Source organism: Alteribacter keqinensis (genome assembly GCF_003710255.1).
GTDB lineage: Bacteria > Bacillota > Bacilli > Bacillales > Salisediminibacteriaceae > Alteribacter > Alteribacter keqinensis.
Genome location: NZ_RHIB01000001.1, coordinates 15,804 through 38,618, shown reverse-complemented (window position 1 = coordinate 38,618; position 22,815 = coordinate 15,804). Strand labels below are relative to the sequence as shown.

The 22,815-nt window shown below is 44.4% G+C and carries 14 protein-coding genes; all 14 read right to left on the bottom strand.

The window, feature by feature from the left end:
* Window positions 1-6: 6 nt before the first annotated feature.
* Window positions 7-2,181 carry a glycoside hydrolase family 3 N-terminal domain-containing protein gene (locus EBO34_RS00220; protein WP_122895965.1) on the bottom strand — a complete coding sequence of 725 codons (2,175 nt, stop codon included), beginning with the start codon at window positions 2,179-2,181 and terminating at the stop codon, window positions 7-9.
* Window positions 2,182-2,426: 245 nt separating this feature from the next.
* The gene (locus EBO34_RS00215; RefSeq protein ID WP_122895964.1) at window positions 2,427-3,887 is read right to left on the bottom strand and encodes a sulfatase family protein; all 1,461 of its coding nucleotides are present in this window, start codon (window positions 3,885-3,887) and stop codon (window positions 2,427-2,429) included.
* 16 nt (window positions 3,888-3,903) lie between these two features.
* Window positions 3,904-4,695, bottom strand: coding sequence for an endonuclease/exonuclease/phosphatase family protein (locus tag EBO34_RS00210; RefSeq protein ID WP_122895963.1), 792 nt, complete (start codon window positions 4,693-4,695; stop codon window positions 3,904-3,906).
* Window positions 4,696-4,744: 49 nt separating this feature from the next.
* Complete coding sequence (locus tag EBO34_RS00205) at window positions 4,745-6,025, bottom strand: hypothetical protein (protein ID WP_122895962.1); 1,281 nt, start codon at window positions 6,023-6,025, stop codon at window positions 4,745-4,747.
* 49 nt (window positions 6,026-6,074) lie between these two features.
* Complete coding sequence (locus EBO34_RS00200) at window positions 6,075-6,770, bottom strand: carboxylesterase family protein (protein ID WP_122895961.1); 696 nt, start codon at window positions 6,768-6,770, stop codon at window positions 6,075-6,077.
* 69 nt (window positions 6,771-6,839) lie between these two features.
* Window positions 6,840-9,248 (bottom strand): beta-galactosidase, encoded by a 2,409-nt coding sequence (locus EBO34_RS00195; RefSeq protein ID WP_122895960.1) that lies wholly within the window; start codon window positions 9,246-9,248, stop codon window positions 6,840-6,842.
* 111 nt (window positions 9,249-9,359) lie between these two features.
* The gene (locus EBO34_RS00190; protein ID WP_122895959.1) at window positions 9,360-11,720 is read right to left on the bottom strand and encodes a beta-galactosidase; all 2,361 of its coding nucleotides are present in this window, start codon (window positions 11,718-11,720) and stop codon (window positions 9,360-9,362) included.
* A gap of 166 nt (window positions 11,721-11,886) precedes the next feature.
* Window positions 11,887-12,846: a carbohydrate ABC transporter permease gene (locus EBO34_RS00185; RefSeq protein WP_122895958.1), complete on the bottom strand. Its 960-nt coding sequence runs from the start codon at window positions 12,844-12,846 to the stop codon at window positions 11,887-11,889.
* Window positions 12,847-12,861: 15 nt separating this feature from the next.
* Window positions 12,862-13,725: a carbohydrate ABC transporter permease gene (locus EBO34_RS00180; RefSeq protein ID WP_122895957.1), complete on the bottom strand. Its 864-nt coding sequence runs from the start codon at window positions 13,723-13,725 to the stop codon at window positions 12,862-12,864.
* Between the two features lie 6 nt (window positions 13,726-13,731).
* The gene (locus EBO34_RS00175; protein ID WP_122895956.1) at window positions 13,732-16,005 is read right to left on the bottom strand and encodes a DUF5696 domain-containing protein; all 2,274 of its coding nucleotides are present in this window, start codon (window positions 16,003-16,005) and stop codon (window positions 13,732-13,734) included.
* Window positions 15,998-18,019, bottom strand: coding sequence for a YIP1 family protein (locus tag EBO34_RS00170; RefSeq protein WP_122895955.1), 2,022 nt, complete (start codon window positions 18,017-18,019; stop codon window positions 15,998-16,000). Before EBO34_RS00170 ends, EBO34_RS00175 begins: the two co-directional genes overlap by 8 nt.
* A gap of 18 nt (window positions 18,020-18,037) precedes the next feature.
* A complete protein-coding gene (locus EBO34_RS00165; protein ID WP_122895954.1) occupies window positions 18,038-18,916 on the bottom strand; it encodes a carbohydrate ABC transporter permease in 879 nt (292 codons plus the stop codon).
* Between the two features lie 47 nt (window positions 18,917-18,963).
* Window positions 18,964-19,854 (bottom strand): carbohydrate ABC transporter permease, encoded by an 891-nt coding sequence (locus EBO34_RS00160; RefSeq protein ID WP_122895953.1) that lies wholly within the window; start codon window positions 19,852-19,854, stop codon window positions 18,964-18,966.
* On the bottom strand, window positions 19,847-22,786 hold the full coding sequence (locus EBO34_RS00155) for an extracellular solute-binding protein (RefSeq protein ID WP_249413958.1): 2,940 nt from the start codon (window positions 22,784-22,786) through the stop codon (window positions 19,847-19,849). The genes EBO34_RS00160 and EBO34_RS00155 overlap by 8 nt, the downstream gene beginning before the upstream one ends.
* Window positions 22,787-22,815: the final 29 nt, after the last annotated feature.

Genomic DNA, 22,815 nt, shown 5'->3' with positions numbered 1-22,815 from the left:
ACATTATCAAACACGCTGGAAGGAAGACGTCAAAGAAAAGTTCAGCGGTTCACCAGTATTACTGTCAGGGCCTATAAATGCCACAAATTCTCCCGGATCACTTTTAAATGTTAAGTCCGAATGATGATACCTGAGCATTTCTTCCGAAACCGTAAAGCTGACTTTCTCTGATTGTCCCGGCTCTAAATACATCTTCTTAAATCCTTTTAATTCCTTTAACGGCCTTACCACTTCTCCTGTTACATCCCTTACGTAAAACTGGACAACTTCCTCACCGGGAACATCCCCTGTATTGGTCACTGTTACGGATGCAGACAGCGTTTCCTGACTATTGAATGCGTCAGCAGAAATCTGAGGCTCATTATAGGAAAAAGTTGTGTAGCTCAGGCCAAAACCAAACTGCAAAAGAGGCTCATTTGGAATATCAAGATACTTGGACACATATTCCGTAACAGGCTCCAGTTTAGGGCGTCCGGTAGTATAGGCATTGTAATAAACCGGCACCTGCCCTACGGAATACGGAAATGACATGGATAATTTACCTGAAGGGTTTTTATCACCATAAACAAGATCCGCAATGGCATGTCCCCCTTCTGTTCCCGGATACCATGCTTCAAGAACGGCATCAGCTTCATCAATGACACCGTGCAGGTCAAGAGGGCGTCCGTTAAACAAAATCACCGAGACGGGTTTGCCGAGTTCCTTCAGCTTTTTAATCAATTCAAGCTGTACTTCAGGCAGACGGATATCTGCCCGGCACTTTGCCTCGCCGCTCATTTTTGAATGTTCTCCCAGTGCCAGTACAATGACGTCAGCTTTTCGGGCTGTCTCTACTGCCTTTTCAAATTCTCCTTCAAGAGCCGTTACGATATCACAGCCACGGGAAATAAACAGGTTCTCACCTTTTGTTTTTGTTTTGAATCCATCGGACAGCTTCACTGCGTCCTCTTTCGATCCCTGCCATGACCAGGGCCCGAGTAGATCTCCGCTTTCTGCAAAAGGTCCGATTAACGCCACCTTCTGCTCTTTATGTAACGGCAATACGCTTTCATTTTTAAGCAATACACACGATTTCACCGCAAGTTCGCGTGCACTTTGGCGATGACTCTCACAAAGTATCAGTTCTTTTTCCTTCTCTTCATCTGCTCCACGGTAAGGGTTTTCAAACAGACCGAGCTTTTCTTTCAGTTTCAGAATGCGGAGAACGGAATCGTCTAGAAGGTGCTCGTCCACCTTTCCTTCTTCCACAAGACGTTTCAGATGTTTTACATAACAGGTTGTCATCATCTCAATGTCGACACCGGCTTCGATCGCTTTTTGCGCCGCTTCTGCTTCATCAGCTGCCACTCCATGAGCAATCGTTTCTTTCACTGCGCCCCAGTCGGAAATGATTACTCCGTCAAATCCCCATTCATCACGGAGCAAATGTCTCATTAATTTTTTGTTTGCTGATGCCGGAATGCTGTCAACTGTATTAAAAGCGGTCATCACCATTTCGCAGCCTTCATCCAAAGCCGCCTTGTAAGCAGGCAGATAGGATTCGCGAAGCTCCCTTTCTGACATGTCAACAGTATTATAATCCCGTCCGCCTGCCGGGGCACCGTAAGCAGCAAAATGTTTTACACAAGCTGCCACCCGGTCCATGTCCGTTTCCAGGTTCTCCCCTTGAAATCCTCTGACAAAAGCCTTTGCAAATGATGCATTTAAAAAGGAGTCTTCACCGGTTGATTCCATTACCCGCCCCCACCTTGGGTCACGAACCAAATCAACCATCGGAGCAAAGGTTACATGTACTCCTGAGACAGATGCCTCTTTTGCAGCAATTTCTGCACTCATTTCGGCAAGATCTGTATCCCATGAACAGCCAATCGCTAACGGAACGGGAAAAATTGTCTTAAATCCATGTATAATATCTGCCATCATTAACAGAGGAATGCCGAGCCGGTTCTTTTCCAAGTGTGCTTTTTGAATACTTTTTACTTCTTCAGCACCAGCGCCACCCAGAACTGAGCCACTGTTATGAACAGTATTCAATTCAATGCCCATCTCTTCCATCGGACCTGTGATTTTCCCCTTTTGTCTGGAGCCTTCATAAAATAAGGTCGCTAACTGCATTAGCTGATCCACTTTTTCTTCCCGAGTCATTTCTTCAAGAATGGCTTCCACTTTATTTTTAGTCACTTAGCTTCCTCCTCTGTATTTTCACATGTGTATCTTTATTGAAACGTTACAATAAAAGAACAAAAAAAGAGTTTTGTCTTTCCGGTAGTTAAGACCACACCTTTATTGAAACGTTTCAATACATTTATTATATGCTTCATTGTAAACGATTTCAATATTATTTTGATAATTCTTGAAATAGTTATCCTAGAGGGTTGGCGGCAACCTGTCCGCCGCCAACGTCAAGGTAGTAAAAACGGATTTCTCTACTTTACTTCTTTCTGCTTATAACGTTGTTCCAGTCTGTCTGCAGCCGCAAGTCTGTTTTCTTTACGCAGCTTTTTTAGGTACGATTCAAGAGTCATATCATCCCTTGTATGGAAAGGGCCGCCTTCGTGTATGACGTTCCACATCGGGTCAACCGGTAAATCGGATACTTCCATCTGACGGGCATACCATTGGTCAAGTAAATACAGCCCTTTGCCTGTAACCTCCGGCTTTTCCTCTGCCAGGTTTGTTGTTTCATGTGGATCATTTTCAATGTCAAACAACATGTACTCAGGGAATTCCTTTAAGCCGTCATGGTAGGTTCGAATGAACATCCAATTATCAAACCGTACGCCTCTCTGGCAGCTCCAGGCACACTGACTTACGACGAGATAGGGACGTCCAGCTGACTTTCCTTCTGTAAGTGACGGAAGAAAGCTGACGCCATCCCACTTTCTACGCCTTTTCTCTCCCAATAACTCTACTAATGTAGGGCCTAAGTCAATCTGGTAGTGAAAATCCTCGTCTACGTGGCCTTCCTGCACTCCCGGACCTGCTATTATACAGGGAATCCGGCATGTGATATGGTCAGCTGTCTGGTGATCCCCATAGACATTCAGCTCACCTTGATTTTCCCCGTGATCAGATGACAGGATAATGATGGTCTCTTCAAGAATTCCCTGTTCTTCAAGAGTTTCGATGATCTTCCCAACGTGATCATCCACATAACGGATTGCAGTATCATAGCCATCAACCCATTTTTTAAAATCTTCCCGGCTTTTTATTTCATCCGGCAGATCACCCCATTGCTTGACCCGGGGGATATCCCTCGCACTGTATGGTCCGTAACTTTCCCCGTGCTCAGTAATCATTTCATCCGTCAGCCATTCCGGGGCAGGATCGTGTTCGAACGGATTTCCGAATTCTTCCGGGGTCCGGTATGGGGTATGCGGGTCCCAAAAATTTAAGTACAGGAACCAGTCATTTTTTTCTGTTCCACGGTCTTTAATCCATCGTAAAGCCTCTTTTGATACATCATCAGCTGTTTCAGCCGCGTGTTTTCCTGTATCCTGTACTTCAAGAAATCCTTGCAGTACGTGCCAGGCTCCATGTCTGTCCGGGAAGGGACTGATAATGGCTGTATGATGCTTCTTTGACCGGAATACATCCACCCAAGCCTGATGCTCGGTATGATGAAAATTAAACGGACGACCCTGTCCTACCGGTCTTTTATCAGCCTGCAGACCTCCGTGATTGACCACGCCATTATGAATTCCGTATTGTGAACTGAACATCGCTGTTCTGGACGGGGCACATGGTACGTCAGAGGCATAGTAATTCGTAAAACGCGTTCCTCTCTCAGCAATACTGTCGATATTGGGTGACGTGTTCCGGTGATATCCATAGCATCCAAGATGGTCAGGTCGTAACGCATCAATATCAATATAAAGTATTTTCATAGACGATCATTCCTTTCTATAATTCTACTGTCGAAATAACAGGGTAGTGATCGGAAGGATAGATACCATTAATTGAAGACCTGTCTACTTCTGTTTTTATCACTCTTGCATTCTTACCACTGAAGATATAATCAATCGGCTTACCTGAGCTGCCCCCTTCAAAGTTGTGGAGGGTTGTTCCGGGTTCACTTCCCATTCCGGTAAAGCAATCAACCAATTCCGCCGTTTCACCATAGAGAGGCTCCTCGCCCCGTAAATACCGGATAACCGGATTATCAGGCTGACTGTTAAAATCACCAGTCAAAACAAAAGGAATGTTCCTTTGAACCGCTGCTTCATTTATCTTTTTAACGATTAACTGAATCCCTCTCTGTCTGGCTTCCTGACTGATATGGTCGAGATGGGTATTATATACCGCAAACACCGAGCCGCTGCTTTTAACACGAAGTACGGCCCAGGTGCATATTCTCGGGTAGTCGCTTTCCCAGCTGACACTGTTTGGCTTTTTCGGAGTCTCAGACAGCCAGAATTGACCTGATTCGGCCACTTCAAGCATGCGGTGATTATAAAAGATAGCACAGAACTCGTCCTTTTCCCCGCCCTGTCTGCCTTGTCCGATCCAGCTGTAATCAGACAGCTGCCCCGCTATATACTCAACCATTCTCTTAAGGCCTTCCTGAGTACCTATGACTGCCGGCTGATGTTTCATGATGAGGTCCGGTACTACGGGTGCACGCGAGGACCAGGCGTTTTTTCCGTCCTGGGGAATATCCACCCGCAAATTAAATGACATCACTTTTACTTCCATCGTTACGCCTCCAATACGAAGGTATCTTTATTTGTTAACTGCCACTGACTCAGGCATTCCTGCTGCTTCTCTTCAGACGGTCAGTAAAGAAAGACATCCCCCGTTTAAAAGCGGTCAGACCGTATAGCATCGAGCTCCAGTCAATAAGCGTAACCTTTGTGGGATACCAGCGTTCAGGCTGTTCCAAGTGCCACCATGAATACCTGTGAAGTCCGTACCGGTAAGCAGCACGGAACTTGTTTTCATCCTTTACGTCACCTCTGTTTACATAGGTATCATAAGGAATTTGGAGACGATACAAGGCGTACAGGTCGTGAATACCTGCCGGGTAAACCGGGAGAAATCCGGCAACAATGTAAGCGGATGCAACATTTCCCGGAGATTGATTAATTTTATCCGCATGATATCCTCCGTGGAGACCGTCATTTGGTCCTGCCCCATATCCCCATACATAGGAAGGAACATCATTTAATTCCTTCCATTTATACCTGTCTGCCATGCAGGCATTTTCATAGAATGTGCGGTAAACGTCACTCTCTGCGTATTCAGGTACTAAATAGAACGGAAATTGATGGACAAATGAAGATAAGAAATGTTCTGCCTTCCCATCTGTTAAAACCTGGATATTTCGGTATTGAATTTGCGGGAGCTCAGTAATCTTGTCTATAGAAAATGTGTTTTCCCACAATTCCTGAACTTCTTTATTTTCCGGGTTGCCAACCTTTGCAAGCCAGGCTGTAAGAACATATTCATTGTACGCAGTTAGAGGGAGGGCCCCCTTTCCATCCTTGATGACCATATTAATGATTCCTTTGTCCTTGTCAGCTACCACCTGGCTCCAGTCAATTTCTGATAACAGCTGATTTGCCATTTCACTGATCTCCGGAGCAGTAGCTTTAAAGTGTTCCCCTGCAAACATGGCGCCTGCAACCACAAGAGACGTATCAATCGTTGACATTTCAGAGTTTAGATTCGCCCCGGTATCCATATCAACAAAGTGGGCAAAAAATCCTGTATTCTCTTCTCTCGCCGGACGGCAGCCATCAATCTTTCCCGTCAATGCTTCCAAAGTTACGACCGCCTTCTCTTGTGCATCAGGATCCCATCCTTCCAAATCTGCGGAACAGAGTCCGATAAGTCCCACACCTGTAGCAGCTATCGAACACCGTTGATCCGGATTGTCACCCAAAGTCATATAGGCATCAGCATACAACCCTGTACGAGGATGACGCGATGCATCCAGAAGCCTGTAGGAATCTTCGTACTGCCTGTCAAAAAAAGCCTTTACATTCTCTGGTAAACCCTTGTATAAATCAGTGGTTTGTCCCATATTGTGAAACATCCCTTTCCCAATCATTATTTTCAGCTGAACATTGAATCTACTTGTTGTGCCTTTTCTTGCTGATCAGCCACTTGTACAGCTCCGGGCTGCTGTACGCCTGCACCCAGGAATCATGACCAACATTCTCGTAGACCGTTATTGCTGCCTTCCCCCCTTCTTTTTGCAGAAAAGCAATCATATTGACAGATTCATTCATTGGTATAACATCATCTTTTTCACCGTGAAAAGCCCAGACAGACGTGGATGTAAGAACGGACAACCGGCTGAACAATTCATTTGAATCAAACGTTAGACCTAATTGTTCCCTTCTGAAGCTGGGTACGGAAAGCCCGCCGCAGACCGGGACAATCGCTGCAAATCGGTCCGGGTTTTCCAAAGCAAGGTGCCAAGCTCCGATTCCTCCCATACTCAGTCCTGTCAGATATACGCGGTCGGGATCAACCGGATATTTTACTTCCAGATCATCCAAAAGTGCTGATAATCCATCGATCTCTTTCACCCAGTAAGATTGTTCGCTGCATTGAGGAGCCACGATGATGAAATCCTCAGCCATATCCAGGTTTTGAAAGATGCCGTGGGTTCTGACGGGGTTAATATCCGTCCCCCGTTCTCCTGCCCCGTGAAGAAAAAGGATGAGCGGGAGCTTTTCATCCGTTTCTTGGACATCATCCGGCAAATGAAGCAAGTAAGGCAGCTTGTAACCGGCTTTCTGAAAAGTGCGAGTCAGTTCCATCCTAATACCTTCTCCTTCCTTCATCTGTATCGTTACTCTTCCTGCACACTCCTCAAAAAGACAAGGATATTAATAGAAGGAAATTGTAAGCTTATCGTCTACTTTTGCGTGCTTGTTGGAGATGACTATTGTTTTGTCACCTGTTTTTTCAATACGGTAGTCCTGACTTGGTGCAACATCCCGTGTCGTTACAAATGCAATCCGATCTTCAGACTGGGTCAGACGGAACTCAAAAGAACCAGGTCCGGCTTTCATCACTTCCGCAGTCGAATAGGCAATCGTTACCTCATCAAAAGCAACATTTACCGGAAGCATGACGCCGTCTTTACTCTGAAGCTGAAGCTTATACCCACCAAACAGTGCATTTCCGTTTTCATAAACATGGAACTCTTTATCAAAGCCGTCCAGGTTAAGAATATGAATAAATTTTTCCCCATCATGTGCTGTAGAGGTCATGAATAATCCATGGTATTTGCAGTCGTGGGATAAAGATACACGTGCGCCAAGCTTCTCCAGTGCTTTTTTGAAAAAGTCAGGGTCACATGTATAAGCACAGGAAACAATAACGACTCTTCCTTTTCCTGTACTTTTTTCAAAACCGCAGATCTCGTCGGTTCCATAGACTTTAAACAACGGCTCTGCATCTCTAACATCCATTGTCTGTGCTTTATGCAGGCGTATTTCCGGTCTTGGCTTCGCCCACCCATCGGCATAAACCGACAATTTATATTCGAGGTCTGCATTAGTGTTCTTGATTGATTGAATCCCAATTGCATCGGCGAGGATTGTACATGGGTTTCCTTCCATATCATAAGTCGGAACCTCTCCATAAAGGAGCAGTCCGCCACCATTTTGAATGTAGTCCACTAATTTTTTCTGAACTGAAACATGTAAATAACGAGCTGAAGCCAAAGCCAGGACAGGGGTATCTTCAGGTGTGATGGATTTATTCTGAATATCCACTGAACCAAATCTGTATCCAGAGATCAGCATAGCCCGGGCCATGTTTTCCCACGCCCCGGCTGCCCGGTTTACCTGGATGTTCTGGTAAATGGCAGCCATTTTATCACTGTTGTCATACCGCGATTCAGTCATGTAATAATCAGGAATAAAGGCAAAGGCAACGTCGTCACGCTCCTCATTCATAACCGCAAGCTTATTGGAAACGGCCATCATTGTCTGAATGGACCTGGCCATTCTCGGGAACGTGTAATTCAATTCTCCTTCAGGGCTGACCGGTGCGGCAAAGCCATGACGTTCTCCGGTGTGGGCAATTCTGTCATTTCCATCGTTATACGATTTTTCCATCCGGTAGTTTCTTCCTCCGGTAAAGAGGTAGTAGTTTAAAAGACGGTTACCCTGAGCGATGCACATTCTCGTTTTAAAATCTGAAGCAGAAGGATCCATCCGTCCGCTGAAGTTGTTCCCGAAGTTTCCGTCCCCACAGTTAAACTCAACAGATGTAAGGGGCTGGTCCTTATTGTGAACAGCATCCATAAACCCGTTTATAAGATACAAATCCTGGAACGTTTCCATCGTTAGGTCACCAAAGTAGATATCGGATCCTGAAAGGTAGCCCGGAGCCTGGGTGTAAGACTCGTATAACTGACTGATGCCGATTGGGAACATGAGACCTCTTCCCCCGCCGGTTCCGTGGATGTTTACCACAAATGGAATATCAGATACACCAAATTCCTCCGAAAACTCTCTGAGGATAGCTACATAACGGGCAAAGCGGAACCTCATAAAGTAACCAAGATCATAATGAAGCTCGGCACTGTAAGCTTCATCCGGTGAACGGATGCCTGCTTTTCTTTCTTCTTCATCGTCCAGGTCGAAAGGATAACGTACCAGTATCTCCTCAGGGGTGTACCGTTCTTTCAGCCAGCCTGAAAAATCCTGAAGTACGTTGTCTGTCAAATCCGGACTGTTACTCACCCAGGAAAGCATGCCAATTTCATTGTCAAGCTGAACAGCTATAATGTTACCGCCATTGGTATGTAACCGTGTTGCAGCCACTTTCATAACGGCAGCATACCATTTCTTCGTTTCCAGTAAAAAAGCGGGAGCTGTGTAATCCAGTGTTTTCGCTCTGGTCTTTCCTCCATTCCAAGTAAGAGGAACAATTTCAGGATGCTTATCAATCACCCAATGGGGAATGCCTTCGTTTTTCATTTCAGCCATAATAAAGGGACCAGGTCTTAAAAAGAAGTAAAGATCATTCTCAGCACAGAGATCAATAAACCCTGTTAAATCAAGTTCAGGCCTTGTTTTCCCTTCGAGATCGATACGGCCTTCCTCTGGCTCATGACAGAGCCAGGGTACGTAAGTTGCGACTGCGTTACATCCAGCTGCTTTCAACTTATCAATTCGATCCTGCCACTCTTCCCGGTCAAGGCGGAAATAATGTATTTCGCCGCACATAAGAAGTTCCGGTTTCCCATCAATGATAATCTGTTTGTTTTTAATCTCGATCATTACTCATTCACCTCTCGAATTGTCAGGATGATTAATTAAAGTGGTTTTCAATGTTCTGCTCTGCAGGCCGTGTTTGGCTGACTGGTAACCGATACAGTACTATCTATCTGTTCATAATGATTGTTTCTTTAAAACAATCGTCACTGGTTTATCAGCAGACTTAATTTTGATTGTATCCGCATCTGTTGCTTCATTATGCTCTGTATTCCATTGACCGTCTGTTTTCAGTTTTACCATACCGCCCCTCCCGACTGGGTTTAACGTAAAGGTGACTTGATCTTCCGTTTGCTCAAGTTTTGTCCATTCTAATGTTGAGAAAACAACTGACAACCCTTTTGCAATCTCATAATCTCTTATAACCATCACGGATGACCTTGGTGGAAGAATAATTTCTTCTCCATCCAGAGCAGGTCTGCCTTCTTCATAAATAACCGTTCCTTGTTCCACTTCATCATAATTGCTCACAAACAGGAATGATTCTCTCCCATTGGACCGCTCCACTAAAGAGATATTTTCGTTCTCTGCATGAAGATGACCCTTAATCCCCAGCGTTTCAGCAAGCTCTTTTATGACGTCCAGTTGATACGCATAATCATGTCCCATCGTCAGTCCAAGGACGAGAATTTCACCTTTTTCGTACTGTTTTACATAAGCTGCTACTTCCTCGTTTCCAGTTCTGCTGAATCGAGCCAGAGGCTTCCCATCAAAGCTTTGGAAGTGAAGCCGCTGCCTGATATTCACCGCATCCATCGACATTACATCGGCATAATCCGGACGCCCTCCTATTACCTCCCAAGTCCCGAGTTCAAGTTCATCTGCCAGAAGACGGCACAGATTTCCGTTTTCATCCTTATAAGGAATCTCGGGGTAAAGAACAAGCTTTCCACCTTCCTTTACATATTCACTTAGGTTCCTTTGAAGTTTTTCTTTCATGATGGCCGTTGAAAAAACCCAGAGAGAAGGAATGTTAACTGGATTGAGTTTTGCTTTAAGGTTCACCGCTTCAAAATGGATATTGGCAGCCGTGAGAAGTCTCAACACACCATCAAATGACGCCTGCTCACGTTTACCAACGATGTCACCAATGAATGCCTCATCTCGCTTATCCACCACTTCTGTCATATAATCATCAGGATTAAATCCTACATACGTGTGCACTTTCTTAGTAGAATCCAGCAGTCTTGAACCTATTGTGCGGAACATCTCACCTAAGTGGCGGGCCTTCTCATAGTTTGGTCTCAGGTTTCCTTTTGAATCAATCGGGGCCTGCCATTCATGCCGTCTGCCGAAAAGTCCGATATTTTCATAATTTTCACCACCGGCAAACATGTAATAGTTCAAGGCATTCATCCCGTGAGCGACGCACGTACGTGTGTTTAAATCCAGGTCCTGAGGGTAAAGGCGGGGTCTGTCAGCTAAACGGCCTGACTGAAACTCAGCAGAAAAGACAGGCTGGTTTTTCCGGGAAATGGCTCTCGTAAACGTTGTTGCCAGGACGAGATCATGATAATTATCATATCCGATATGCCCCGGATAAAAGTCTCCTGCAATAACGACATCATTAAATTCAGATGTTAAATATAGCTGTGACAGTCCGATCGGGTAATCAACGCCTCGACTGTAAATGGAATAATCTTTAAAGCCGTGCACATTAATAATGAATGGAACTGTGATGCCCGTGTCTTTGGCAAAGGATCTCAAATCCCCTACATAATCCCGGATGTAAACTCTTCGAAATTCACTCCATTCGAAATGAAATGACGGATATTCAGATGGCAGTCCCTCTTTGAAAACGGATACAAAATCAGAGAAGGAAGCTTCGTTTATATTGTATTTTTGGTTAAAGGATTCGATCGTGCCGTACTGGCCTGACAGATAGTCAGTGAACTTGTCCAACACTTCTTCATTAAAGTCTGACGTGTTTGTCACCCAATGAAACATCCCGATTTCATTGCATAATTGATACATAATAACAGGTCCGCCATACTCAATCTGCTGAGGAGCGATGACTTCATTCACCGCTTCATACCATTTTTTCGTTTTTTCTAAAAACACAGGATGCCTGTACGACACAACACTTGTGGGATGTTCTTTTCCCTCACGGTTTTTTGCAACGACCTCAGGATAATTATCAAGGAGCCAGGCAGGAATTCCGTGATAGCGTACTTCAGCCATTACATAGGGCCCGGGGCGGACGATACAATAAAGCCCCATTTCCCTGACCAGGGCAAGAAAGCCTTTCAGATCCCGCTCCCCTCTGGTACCGCCTGTCAGGTCGACTTCTCCCTCCCGTGGTTCGTGCCATACCCATGGAACATATGTGCTCACAAGGTTGCAGCCGGATTCCTTAATTTTTATAAGCCTGTCCTTCCATTCGTCTTTAGGAACACGAAAGTAATGCAATTCGCCTCCATAAAGGAAAACGTCCTCTCCATTAATAACAAACTTCTGGTTTTCCATTTTCACCTGCACCTTCATTACCTCCTCTTTCTATTAACTGATTCTATCTTTCTCTCCTGTCTGCTTAATGGTCAGGAGGACTGCTGTACTTCAGATCGGATTGAAACGTTTCATCCCATTTTGAAAAAAACAGCAATCGATTTGGCAAAAATGAAGCGATTGCTGTTTTTTAAGGCCGCTATTCTCCGGTAATTCCCGATCGATCCACACCTTCGACGAACCATTTCTGGGTAAGGAAGTATACAAGAAGAAGAGGTAAAATGGATAGTACCGTTCCTGCCATTCTCACACCTTCGTTTATGGAATTTGCTCCGCTATCGTTTCCTGAATAGAGCTGATTAAAAGTAGCTACAAACCTCTGAAGTTCAAGGGGCAGCGTTGACAGCTGGTTTCCAAAATAAAGAGAGGCCAGATAGGTTTCATTCCAATACCAGACAAATGAAAACAAGAAGGAAATAATAATTGCCGGAACCGCCATCGGGATAGCAATTGTTGTGAAAACGCGTACCACACCTGCCCCATCAAGCTGGGCAGCTTCCTCAAGAGATTTAGGTATCATTTTAAAGAATTGATAAAAAATCAATATAAAGATGGCACTGTTTAAGCCTTGGCCGAGAACTGCAGGGATCAGAAAGGCTTGAATATTACCAAGGAGTCCAAGCTCATTGAAGAATACATATCTGGGAATCATCGTTACCTGAGGGGGAACGACAAATGTGGCGAGTACCAGAACAAACAACGTCCGCTTTAACGGAAAGTCAAACCTTGCAAACCCATATCCGATTACTCCGGCAACGGCCGTCTGCGCGAGAGCTGGCAGTACAGTTACATAAAAGGATTGCATTAACGTTGGCAGAAAGCTTAAGACATTATTTGCCCGCAAATAATTATCAAAGTAAAACTGAGAGGGAATCCAGTTTACGAGTGGACTTAACAGATCCTCCAGTGATTTAAAACTGAATGAGACCATGTAAATCAAAGGATACAGGTAGACAAAACCGATACAAATCAGTAAAACATAGACAAACGTTTTTAACAGCACGCCTTCCTTCCCCTGCATTCCGAACAAAAACCGCTTTGATTTATTCACACGTGCCTTCAGCTTTTTCTTTTGTTCAATTGATAGACGCCCTTCCATATACAAGCCCTCCTTTTATGCATATTTTTTACTTCCCCTTACTGTCATAAGACCGACGCTTACTGTTAGTGCCAGAGCAATAATCAGGAAATAAATCCACGATAGTGCCGATGCGTAGCCAAGCCCGGTACTGATATCAAACATATTGCTTTGAATATGGTCGATGACCGGATTTAACGCAAAGATGGAGAACATCACGATGGTGTAAATCGTATTGACCACGACCATCGGAAACAGGCTCGGCAGTGTTACTTTCCAAAAACATTCCCAATTTGATGCACCATCAATTTTGGCTGCTTCATAGACCTGCTTATCGATTTTCTGCAACGCAGCCAGAAAAATTAAGATCTGTACACCCGAAAACCACAGAATGACAATCAAATTATTCATCAGGTAAATAAGGAACGTATTAACAAAGCTGTCTGTGCTGGTCATGATCGCCTGGAAAAGAGCATACTGCTCAATGGAGGGAATCGACGTCACACCTTGCTCCATCAGCTCATTAATAACAGGGCCGCTGGCAATGATAACCGGCAGGAAAAAAATGGTCCTGAAAAAACCTTTAAACCTGATTTGCTGGTTCAGTAAAAGAGCAATAATTAACGAGAATACAATAATTATCGGAACAGACAGTACCAGCTCCTGTATAAACGTCAGCAGGTACTGTGTAAAAAGAGTATCTACACCAAAGGCAATCTCGTAGTTGTTTAAACCTACAAAATCAGTTTGGATGCCATTCGTTGTTACCCTTACATCCTGAAAGCTCAAAAACAAAGAATAGAGCAAAGGGAAAGCTGTCAGCAGAACAAAGCCGATGATCCATGGTGATATAAAGGCGTAGCCGATCAATTGGTTTTTTTTCTTCATCGTTAGCTTCATCTTAAGCTACTCCCCTCTGTCCAAAACTTTAAATGCCGTGGCTTCAACTTCGTGACCGTCTACTGTGTAAGCTTCACTTGTATAATTGACGAGAATGGAAATTCCGTTTGAATACGTTACTTCCACTACTCCGTAATCATGGACATCCCGGCTGACAATTGTCTCACCTTCAACACGTCCCAGACTCTCTTGAACAAGCTCATACTGTCTGACAATCTCACTTTCCCAAACGGAAAATTCTGAAGTATATAAGTCTCTTGAAGGTGTATCCCTCAATAAATGAGACGGCTCTTTTGTTAAGTAAAAGGAAGGATAGGCACCGTATTCAATCATTCTCAGCACTTCTTCATCCTGGTTATAGAAAAAGTTTGAATAAGGAGCATAATAAGGAATGTATCCTCTCAGGACAATCTGGATAAATGGAACTGTATCAGTCACAAAGCTGTAGTTTGACGAATACATAGGTACATCAAGATACCTGTCCATATGCGACCACATATAATCATTAGGCTGGTAGAAAGAAAGCGAATCGAGATTACTGCCCAATTCTCCAAATATGTCATCGTATTCTTCGGCCATACCTTCCCGATTCATAATCCGGTTCGTATTGAAATCTGAAAAAAGTGTACCGGCGCTTGTTCCTACAGCCAGATGTGAAATCTGGTGATCTGCAAAATCGGCTGCATCCTGTTGGGCGTGTTCTCTTGATACCGTTGGACTTAAAAAGTAGAAGTCGCGGTCAAATGTCGATCCTCCCATGGTTTCAGCGTTGATCTTCCTCGCTACATCTGACCTTCCGCCATAGCCTGAAGCCCCATCATAGGCTTTCGTATAATCTGTATGGAAGTACAACGGAAGACCCTGGTCCTGAAAATGCTGAATGGTCTCTTCGAAGTCTGAACCACTCCCGACTTTGCTTTCAAACGGAAACTTCCGGGGGAGAGACCCGGTCAGGCCGCCTTTGGACCATCCACGAAGGACTACTTGCATATTGTCCACGCTCTGCTGATTAAGACTTTCGATCATCCCCGGCAGTTCGCTAACCTCTGTCATTGGAACAACGGAATCCCATAAAAGACCGCGTTTCACTTCTCCGCCTAAAAATTCAAGGCGGATGTCTGCCTGCTGATCCGCTATCGAAAGATCACCTTTATCTGCCAAAAAACCCTGGTAATAATTGGCCATTCCTACATAATTGGCTTCTTCTTCTATCAGAAAGACAGTTTTTTCTTTAATATCGAATGTGTTTTTTTCTTCCTGATAGGTATTGTAGCCACTCATAGCCTGACTCGTCGGCTGATAATACTGATACCTGTAATTGTACTGAGTCGTCATCCAGTTAAAATCAGTAGAGACGCCTGAGGGATAGGCGATGATATCACTGTTGTATTTTCCTTCTTCAATGATGGTAAAGATAGCATTTTGATTTGCTTCGTGAACAATGCCGTAAACGGGAAGGGTTACGTTTTGCACTGGATTGGTTTCTGTTTTTCCATCTTCGTACGTACGTTTAAACCCTTCATCTTCACCATAAATCGAAGCCTGGTATGAAGATCTCGCACCTCTGTTTCCTTCATTAAACCTGACAAGCGCACCGCTTCCATCAGGAATAAACATGTACCCGTCGATATCATTTCCCTCGACAGCCCCAAGAAATGGGTAGAGCCTGAGTGAAACAAGCCTGCCTGTTTCACTTTCAGTAATCCCGCTTTCCGGTATATGAACATCGATGGAATCTTCTCCAAGGCGAACACTCAATTCCAATGAAATACCGATCTCACTAAAGTCAACCTCAGCAGTGAATCCGTCCTCCTGGCTTTGTATATCAATTGACGCTTCATCTGAAAGAATGTTTGTTGTGCTTGAATTCTCATTCTGATCAAGGTAGTCTATTGTAATGGCTGACTGAGCCATGTTCATCCATGTATCGTTCAGGTTGTACTCTTTGTTACTGTCAAGACCTGAGTTCCACATATAACCCGTACGGTTATCCATAATTTTTAACGCAAGAGATTCGTCGTTGACAAACAGGGACAGATTTTCATTTTCAGCGACTTGTTCAAACCCATCAGCAGATGTATCCACTTCGGCACTTTCTCCTTCACCGGCTTCAGGCTGAGTGAACTGGTTGCTTCTGTATTTGAATGACTGTTCTGCAAGCTCTGCTTGAATTTCAGTCAATTCAGTGTCAGGGTCGGCTTCATCATCGGAAAGAGCTGTTGCAATGACCGGGACGGGAAGAATCATGACGAGTAAAAAGACCAGCCATTTCTTATACACGATGAATCACCTCCTGAGTAATCGTAATAATAAATTCAAGCACCTGGTCCAGCAGGATATACAGGACAAAGAACACCAGAATCATAATAAACATGCCAAACAGTGTCACAAGAATATTTCTAATCGTCCCGAAAAACGTAAAGTCATGAACTTCCCTGATCATCATGAACAGGATGACTAAGGACCAGACAATCATAATCTGAGTCGAAAATGTATAAACAAATGCTTCATTATAGGTTAAGACATTTGAGATAAGGGTAATTGGAACAAGCAGGACAAGTACCGGGGCCAAAGAATAAATGGTCCCAATGTATATATCCCTCAACCTTCCCTCACCATCATTAATCGTACTCACCAGATAGTTTGTTACAATAAATAGAAAAATTGGAAGGAACACTGTTCCCATTTCCAAAAACAGATTGAGTTCCGTTACTCTCTGATCCGAGAAAATAAACCCGGTCCAGTAAAGCATGAACATGTATTGTAAAAAGAGCACAGCATAGAGAATAGTTGCTGATAAAACAGACACTCTCTCGTACTCTTTTAAATAATAAAAGCTGTCGATCGGGTGCCGGAGAAACCTGAACAAAAAGAGCAGCTCTCTTACAAGCTTCCTGGCCTTTATCTTCGTCCAGCTTTTTCTTACCGGCTGGAGAATATTTCTCTTTTTATCTGCATAATTGACTGCCATTTTTACACCAAATACAGCCAGCAGAAGGGCAAATACTGCAGCCAGGTTGCTTTGCATCCATTCATGACGGATCTCCCAAAATGCCAGAGAATACCCTTCCCTGTTTTCTGCAAGCCTGAACTCCTCAACAGCTTCATTATAATGCTGCTGCTTAAAGTAAACCTCTCCCATAGCCGAGTGTGCCAGGCCGAATGACGAGTTCAGCTTTAAAATGTCATTCCAGTACTCTTCACTTTCCAAATAAAACCCTTCTGCATACAGGGCCAAACCTTGATGCAGCATGGAAGTGAATTCTGTCGGCTCCAGAATCTGAATATCCCCCTGCTCCCGGTCACTCACGTACAGCCTTCCTACATTATCTACTGCAATACTTGTCGGCTGCATAAATAATCCGTTCCGGCTTGTACCGTCGTCTCTCCCCCCAAACATAAACAGGAGGTTACCATACCTGTCATATTCATATATTTTTCCGTCGTTGCCTACTGTGTAAATATTACCGATAGGGCCTACATCTATATCTCTCAGATTGGTGACAGTTGAAACTTCCGGCGGCAGCATATTGGCTCCGGCAATGTTCAGCTTTCGAATGACTTCAAAATCTGTACCAGAAGTAACTGTATAAACAAGTCCCTGCTCATCAATGGAGATATTCGTAGGTGCAGGAGGCACCCTGCTGAAAAGTCTTTCCCTCTGCCTTTCGGTTGTTACAAGGTCCTGAAAGAAGTTCAGAACCGTCTGACGTGAGTGGTTCACCCCGTAATACCCCAGGAATGCACCGTCCTGGTTGAGTTGAATAATTCCGTTCGTTGACCCTTCTCCCACAATGTAGATGTTCCCGCGCCGGTCAACAGATACCTTTTGCGGCTTATATGGGGAACGTGCTCCAAAGAGAGGGGATTCCGGTCTCCCGTACTCCTCGAGTAAGTCACCGTCTTCACTGAATCGATACACCATTTCCTGAGCGTAGTCGGCTACATAGACATCTTGTTCATGATCTACATAGACACTGAGCGGCTGTTGAAGGATTCCTTCGCCAAAGCTTTGCTGCACATTTCCCTGCTGATCGAATTTCACAACGGTCTGTGTACCCGAATCAGCAACAAAGATGTGATCATCTTCATCTATAAACAAATCTTCCGGACTAACGATATCAATGTCATTTTGAAAGATTCCAAGGGGAACATAAGCGGTTTGTGTCTCAATGATCTCTCCGTCAGCTGACAAGGTTTCTGTCTTGTACGGGACAGAAACGGATGCAGAGGAATGTGCGGGAAGCAATACGAAAAAACAAAGGCAGAACATGATGATGAAGGCTTTCCTCATTTCCCTTTCCCCCTTGCGTTACTTAATACCTGAGTGTGCCATTGTATTCATCACTTTACTCTGTAAAATCATGAAAATAATAAGGTTCGGAATAAACATAATCAGTGCTGCAGCTGCCGCCATCCCTTGTCCCGCTACAGTATTTCCTTCTGACTGTACTGCCAGCGTAGACATATAAAAGGCAAATGTCTTAAGGTTTTCATTGTCCACATACAAGGTGGAGGTTTCCGCATTATTCCATACCATCTGGAAAGACAGAATAGCGATTGTGGCAATCGCAGGTTTTACCAGAGGAATAATAATCTGTAAGAAAATACGATAATCAGATGCTCCGTCGATCTGAGCGGCTTCAATCAGTTCATTTGGTATTTGATCTATGAACTGCTTTACCAGAAACAGGCCGACGGGCATTGCCAGAAGCGGAAAAATGTGAGCCCAGAATGTATCTAACAGTCCCACTTCATCGATTAAAAGATAACGGGGAATCGCAACAGCTGCCGGCACAAACATCAGGGCAAGCGTATTGATTTCAAACATTGTTTTCTTTAATTTGAACTGTTTCTTTGACAGTACATAGCCGGCCATCGTACTGATCAGCACTGTCAGCAGCACTACAGCGACGGTTATCACAATACTGTTAAACAAATACCTCGACATGGGCACGCCTGTTGCATTTGTGTTATTGACCAGATCTATGAAGTTCTGAAACGTTGGCTTTTGAACGAAAAACCGGGGCGGGTAAGCAAATAATTCATCTATCGGCTTAAACGCATGAAAGATAATATAAATAATAGGCATAGCCATAAACGAGGCCAGGGGGATCAGAAACAGATAGAACTTTAATTGGCTGCGGTGAAATTTATCCGGGTTTATTCTCGTTCCATGAAAGGATGCCATCATCAATCCTCCTTTATTTTCATAACTGCACGTACTCTGTGAGGCCGTTAATCTTTCTCCCCGAATAATCTCCAGGCAATTTTGGAGAAAAGGTAAATGAAAAGAAGAAGCAGTACTGATATTGCCGCTGCATAACCCATCTCATAACGTATAAACCCGAAATCTTCAAGGTGGTTTACCATAAGCTGCCCGGAATATTGAGGCGTTGGATTGGCTCCGGAAAGTTCAACACCAATGGCTCCGGCCTGAAATGTTCCTACAACAGCCATTACCGCCCCAAAAAGCATTTGCGGTTTCATTGAAGGGATTGTGATGTAAATGATCTCCTGAAAACGATTGCTGATCCCATCAATATAGCCCGCTTCATATATTTCCTTGTTAATGTTCAGAACCCCTGACAGCATGGCCAGGAACCCTACACCCATGCTGCCCCAGAGGGTAACCAGAATCATGATCGTCATTAAATGTTCCGGTGACTGGAGGAACTGGATCGGCTCCAGAATCACGCCAAGTGTAATGAGCATGTTATTTAAATAACCGACCTGGTCCCCGCTGAAGATAATCTTCCAGACCACTGCCATTGCAATCCCTGCTGTCATGGAAGGAGAATAAATGATTAACGCAAGAATTGTCCTGGGGACCTTTGAAATTTGAGCGAGCATCCACGCAAGGAGGAAAGAAAGAATATATCCTCCCGGTCCGACAATAAAAGCGAATGTAAGTGTGTTGGGCAAGACGTAGCGCATAAATACCCCATCCTGCGTAATCACATTTACATAGTTTGCAAGACCGATGAATGTCGGCATTTCTATTGCATTAAAATAAGTGAATGATAAGGCAACTGCCGCTGCTACCGGCAGTATGATAAAGGTAAAGAACATAATATAATAAGGTGCCAGAAATACTGTCGTACTCAAATGCTGTTTGTTGTTAGCCATCTGATTCCAGCCACCCTTCCACCATGTCAATTGTCGGAATCGTGTAAGGTCTGACAACCCTTCCGTTTTCCATATATCCGAATTCCTCAAGTTTCCTGCGCATTTCCCTGTCAATGGTGACCATTGAATCATCTACGGCTGAACGGGCATTCTCACCCTCAAAGACCACTTTATTCCAAACATTACTAATCTCCCGCTCTACCATATAAGCATAAGGCGTTTTTGGAACTTCTCTTAAGTGCTCCCATTGTTCCAAAATGGTTTCTTTATGCTCCTCAGGCCATGGTAATTGTGCAAAAGAATCAAGGTTGGCTGTGTTCCACATGTATTCAGGACCGTACAGGGTTAACAGGCTGTTAGCAAATTCTGTCTGTGTTTCTGTGTCCATCCACCATTTCAGTACTTCCCATGCTTCATCTGTTTTTCCGCTTCCATCAAACACCATTGATGTCTGGGCAGAGCCTGTAGACCAGCGTGTAACCGATCCATCTTCCTCCTCCACTCCCGGGTGAGGTGAGATATCCCACCATCCGGAAATTTCTGGGGCTGCGGCCGTCAGCTGAACATATTCCGAGAATGACCCGATTCCGATAGGCAGAGTCGAATACCTGAAATGATTGTAAAAGTTCGGCACCTGCAACGGTGCACTGTAGATGGTATTTAAATCTGTCATAAACTGAATCCCTCTTAAAGCATCCTCGCTATCTATGGCTGCGCCAATACCGTCTTCCTGATACAGATCTCCTCCGAACTGATAAATATAAGGAGCGGTAGTCTGAAAAGGTTTGAATGCAACCGCACCGGCAATCGGAGTATAGTAGTTCAGCCCGTATCGCTGAAGCTCCGGTAAGATGCTTACGACATCATTCCAGGTATCAGGAATGGGGATGTCAAGGTAATTCATAATGTCTCTCCGATAATACTGAACAAAGAAGTCCTGCGTTTCCGGGAGTCCGTAGATGCCGTCATCTACAATCAACGGCAGAAAAGCACCAGGTGCAAACTGGTTTCCTACTTCATTGAAATCATCAAACTCTCTTAAATCGACGGCTGCTCCCCGGATGGCCAGTTCATACGGCAACCAGTTACTGATCCCCAGAGCGAGATCCGGTTGTGTATTCGCAGCGCTTGCTAAGACGAGCTTCTGCTCTTCAGGCATAATCGACAGCTTTACCTCAATGCCCGTTTCCGGGGTGAAGTTCTGGTCAAGCATATTTTGTAATAAATCCACATATTGTCTTGGACGGTTGATCCAAACGTCTACGACATCATCCTCTACATTGGTTGTGGCCAGGTTCTCGCTTGTGAAAGATTGAAAGAATCGTGTCACGGAGCTAGTAAACTTTGTCCACATTCCTGCTTCAGGATCAGGCAGAGTCTCTTCTCCGTGAACATAAATCCGGTCCAAAAGAAGCGGCTGTTCCTGCACTTCCATAATTAAATTTCCCAGAAGCTGTGCTACAGAGTTCGAACCTTCTGAGAGTTCTGTCAATCTCCCTGGTATTTCATCAGGGTTTTTTGCAAGCGTCCGCAATCTGTCAGCTGCGATTTGAAGGGTGACAATGTCCGTTGAATCATCACCTGTAGTCAGCCCCCCTAGGTAATCTGCTTCATCCTCCAGCATATCCGCCCATTCGAGGAGAAGGTCATCCACACCTTCAATGTACTCACTCAAATTCCAGTCTCTGTTCGCATCCAGCTGGTTACCTGTTAATTTTCGAATGGACAGTGAAAGCTCTTCCATCCCGCTCATAACTTCATCAATAGTAAACAGGACTCTTTCAACCGGTGAGGCATCCGCAATCAGCGTTACCGTGTTTGTCCCCTCATCTAAATAAAACAAGTACGGCTCTCCAGCTTCATCACCGATCGTCTCGTTGTACCAGCTTGAGCTGTTTCTGAACCTGTACTGCTCTGCTTCTTCAAACGGTAACGAACCGTTTATGTAAATGGTGCGAAAAACCGGTGCTCCGGACGAGTGGTTTTGGAGTGCTTTTAATGACAAGTAGTAAAAGCCTGACTCCTCCACTGTAATTTCCCATGTAGCAGACTGCCCCGATTCCGTCCAGGACTCACCACCGAATGTATTAAGAAGAAGATTTCTCGAATCATATGGAACTGCAGAAGGGTCATGAGTGGCAACAGGTCTCACATATGAACTGTTTTTGTAGGAAGGATACTCGGCTTCATAAACATGGAGGCTGTCAATCACTTCACTGCCATCAGTCTGACTGATATATTCCTCATATTCCAATACCTCTTCCGGGGAAGTGATATAGGCATTCCCAATTAGAAGTTCCCCTCTTAAGTTACTCAGGGAAATCGTATTCGTGCCTTCTTCCAAGTAATATTGCAGAGACCGTGAATGCAGGTGGTTTGAATCTTCCACTTTTAATTGCTCCCAGCTTTGAATCGGATCCTGCCCGGGAATAATATCATTACCGAAACGGTCTGCTTCAAATTCATCTGATTCATTTTCCCAGTTTACAGGAAAAACAATTCGCCTGCTTTCAAAAAATGGGAATTCGCCATTTACCTGGATTGCACCCTCTATTGGCATAATCATCTCACCAAGGGGATAGTAATCAAAGCCAATTTCATACAGCCCCGTCTGGTCCACCTCTACCTCAAACTCTACTGTCTCATTATTATGCCAATAGAGAACACGATCGTCGTACCCGAAACTATCTGATTCAGGCAGGAGCTGAAGGTCATCAGCTTGTTCAAAAGAAGAAGGAGGGACAGCACGCTCAAAAGGAGCAGTGCCATCCAGATCCATATTCTCCCACTCGTTGAGGACAATACGATAACGAGGTTCTATGACTTGTTCGGTCGATTGAGTTAAAAGATCCTCATCAGTATCAGCTTCAATAATCGTGTGTGGCAGCAATAGAAGTAAAAGCAGCGACCCAAACAAAATCTTAGATTTCATACCATTACCTCCTCAACCTCAAATCAATA

What these genes read in the sequence shown, in the direction of transcription:
- EBO34_RS00215 (WP_122895964.1), bottom strand. Translation starts at nt 3,887, where the DNA reads ATGAAAATACTTTATATTGATATTGATGCGTTACGACCTGACCATCTT.
- EBO34_RS00210 (WP_122895963.1), bottom strand. Translation starts at nt 4,695, where the DNA reads ATGGAAGTAAAAGTGATGTCATTTAATTTGCGGGTGGATATTCCCCAG.
- EBO34_RS00205 (WP_122895962.1), bottom strand. Translation starts at nt 6,025, where the DNA reads ATGGGACAAACCACTGATTTATACAAGGGTTTACCAGAGAATGTAAAG.
- EBO34_RS00200 (WP_122895961.1), bottom strand. Translation starts at nt 6,770, where the DNA reads ATGGAACTGACTCGCACTTTTCAGAAAGCCGGTTACAAGCTGCCTTAC.
- EBO34_RS00195 (WP_122895960.1), bottom strand. Translation starts at nt 9,248, where the DNA reads ATGATCGAGATTAAAAACAAACAGATTATCATTGATGGGAAACCGGAA.
- EBO34_RS00185 (WP_122895958.1), bottom strand. Translation starts at nt 12,846, where the DNA reads ATGGAAGGGCGTCTATCAATTGAACAAAAGAAAAAGCTGAAGGCACGT.
- EBO34_RS00180 (WP_122895957.1), bottom strand. Translation starts at nt 13,725, where the DNA reads ATGAAGCTAACGATGAAGAAAAAAAACCAATTGATCGGCTACGCCTTT.
- EBO34_RS00170 (WP_122895955.1), bottom strand. Translation starts at nt 18,019, where the DNA reads ATGAGGAAAGCCTTCATCATCATGTTCTGCCTTTGTTTTTTCGTATTG.
- EBO34_RS00165 (WP_122895954.1), bottom strand. Translation starts at nt 18,916, where the DNA reads ATGGCATCCTTTCATGGAACGAGAATAAACCCGGATAAATTTCACCGC.
- EBO34_RS00160 (WP_122895953.1), bottom strand. Translation starts at nt 19,854, where the DNA reads ATGGCTAACAACAAACAGCATTTGAGTACGACAGTATTTCTGGCACCT.
- EBO34_RS00155 (WP_249413958.1), bottom strand. Translation starts at nt 22,786, where the DNA reads ATGAAATCTAAGATTTTGTTTGGGTCGCTGCTTTTACTTCTATTGCTG.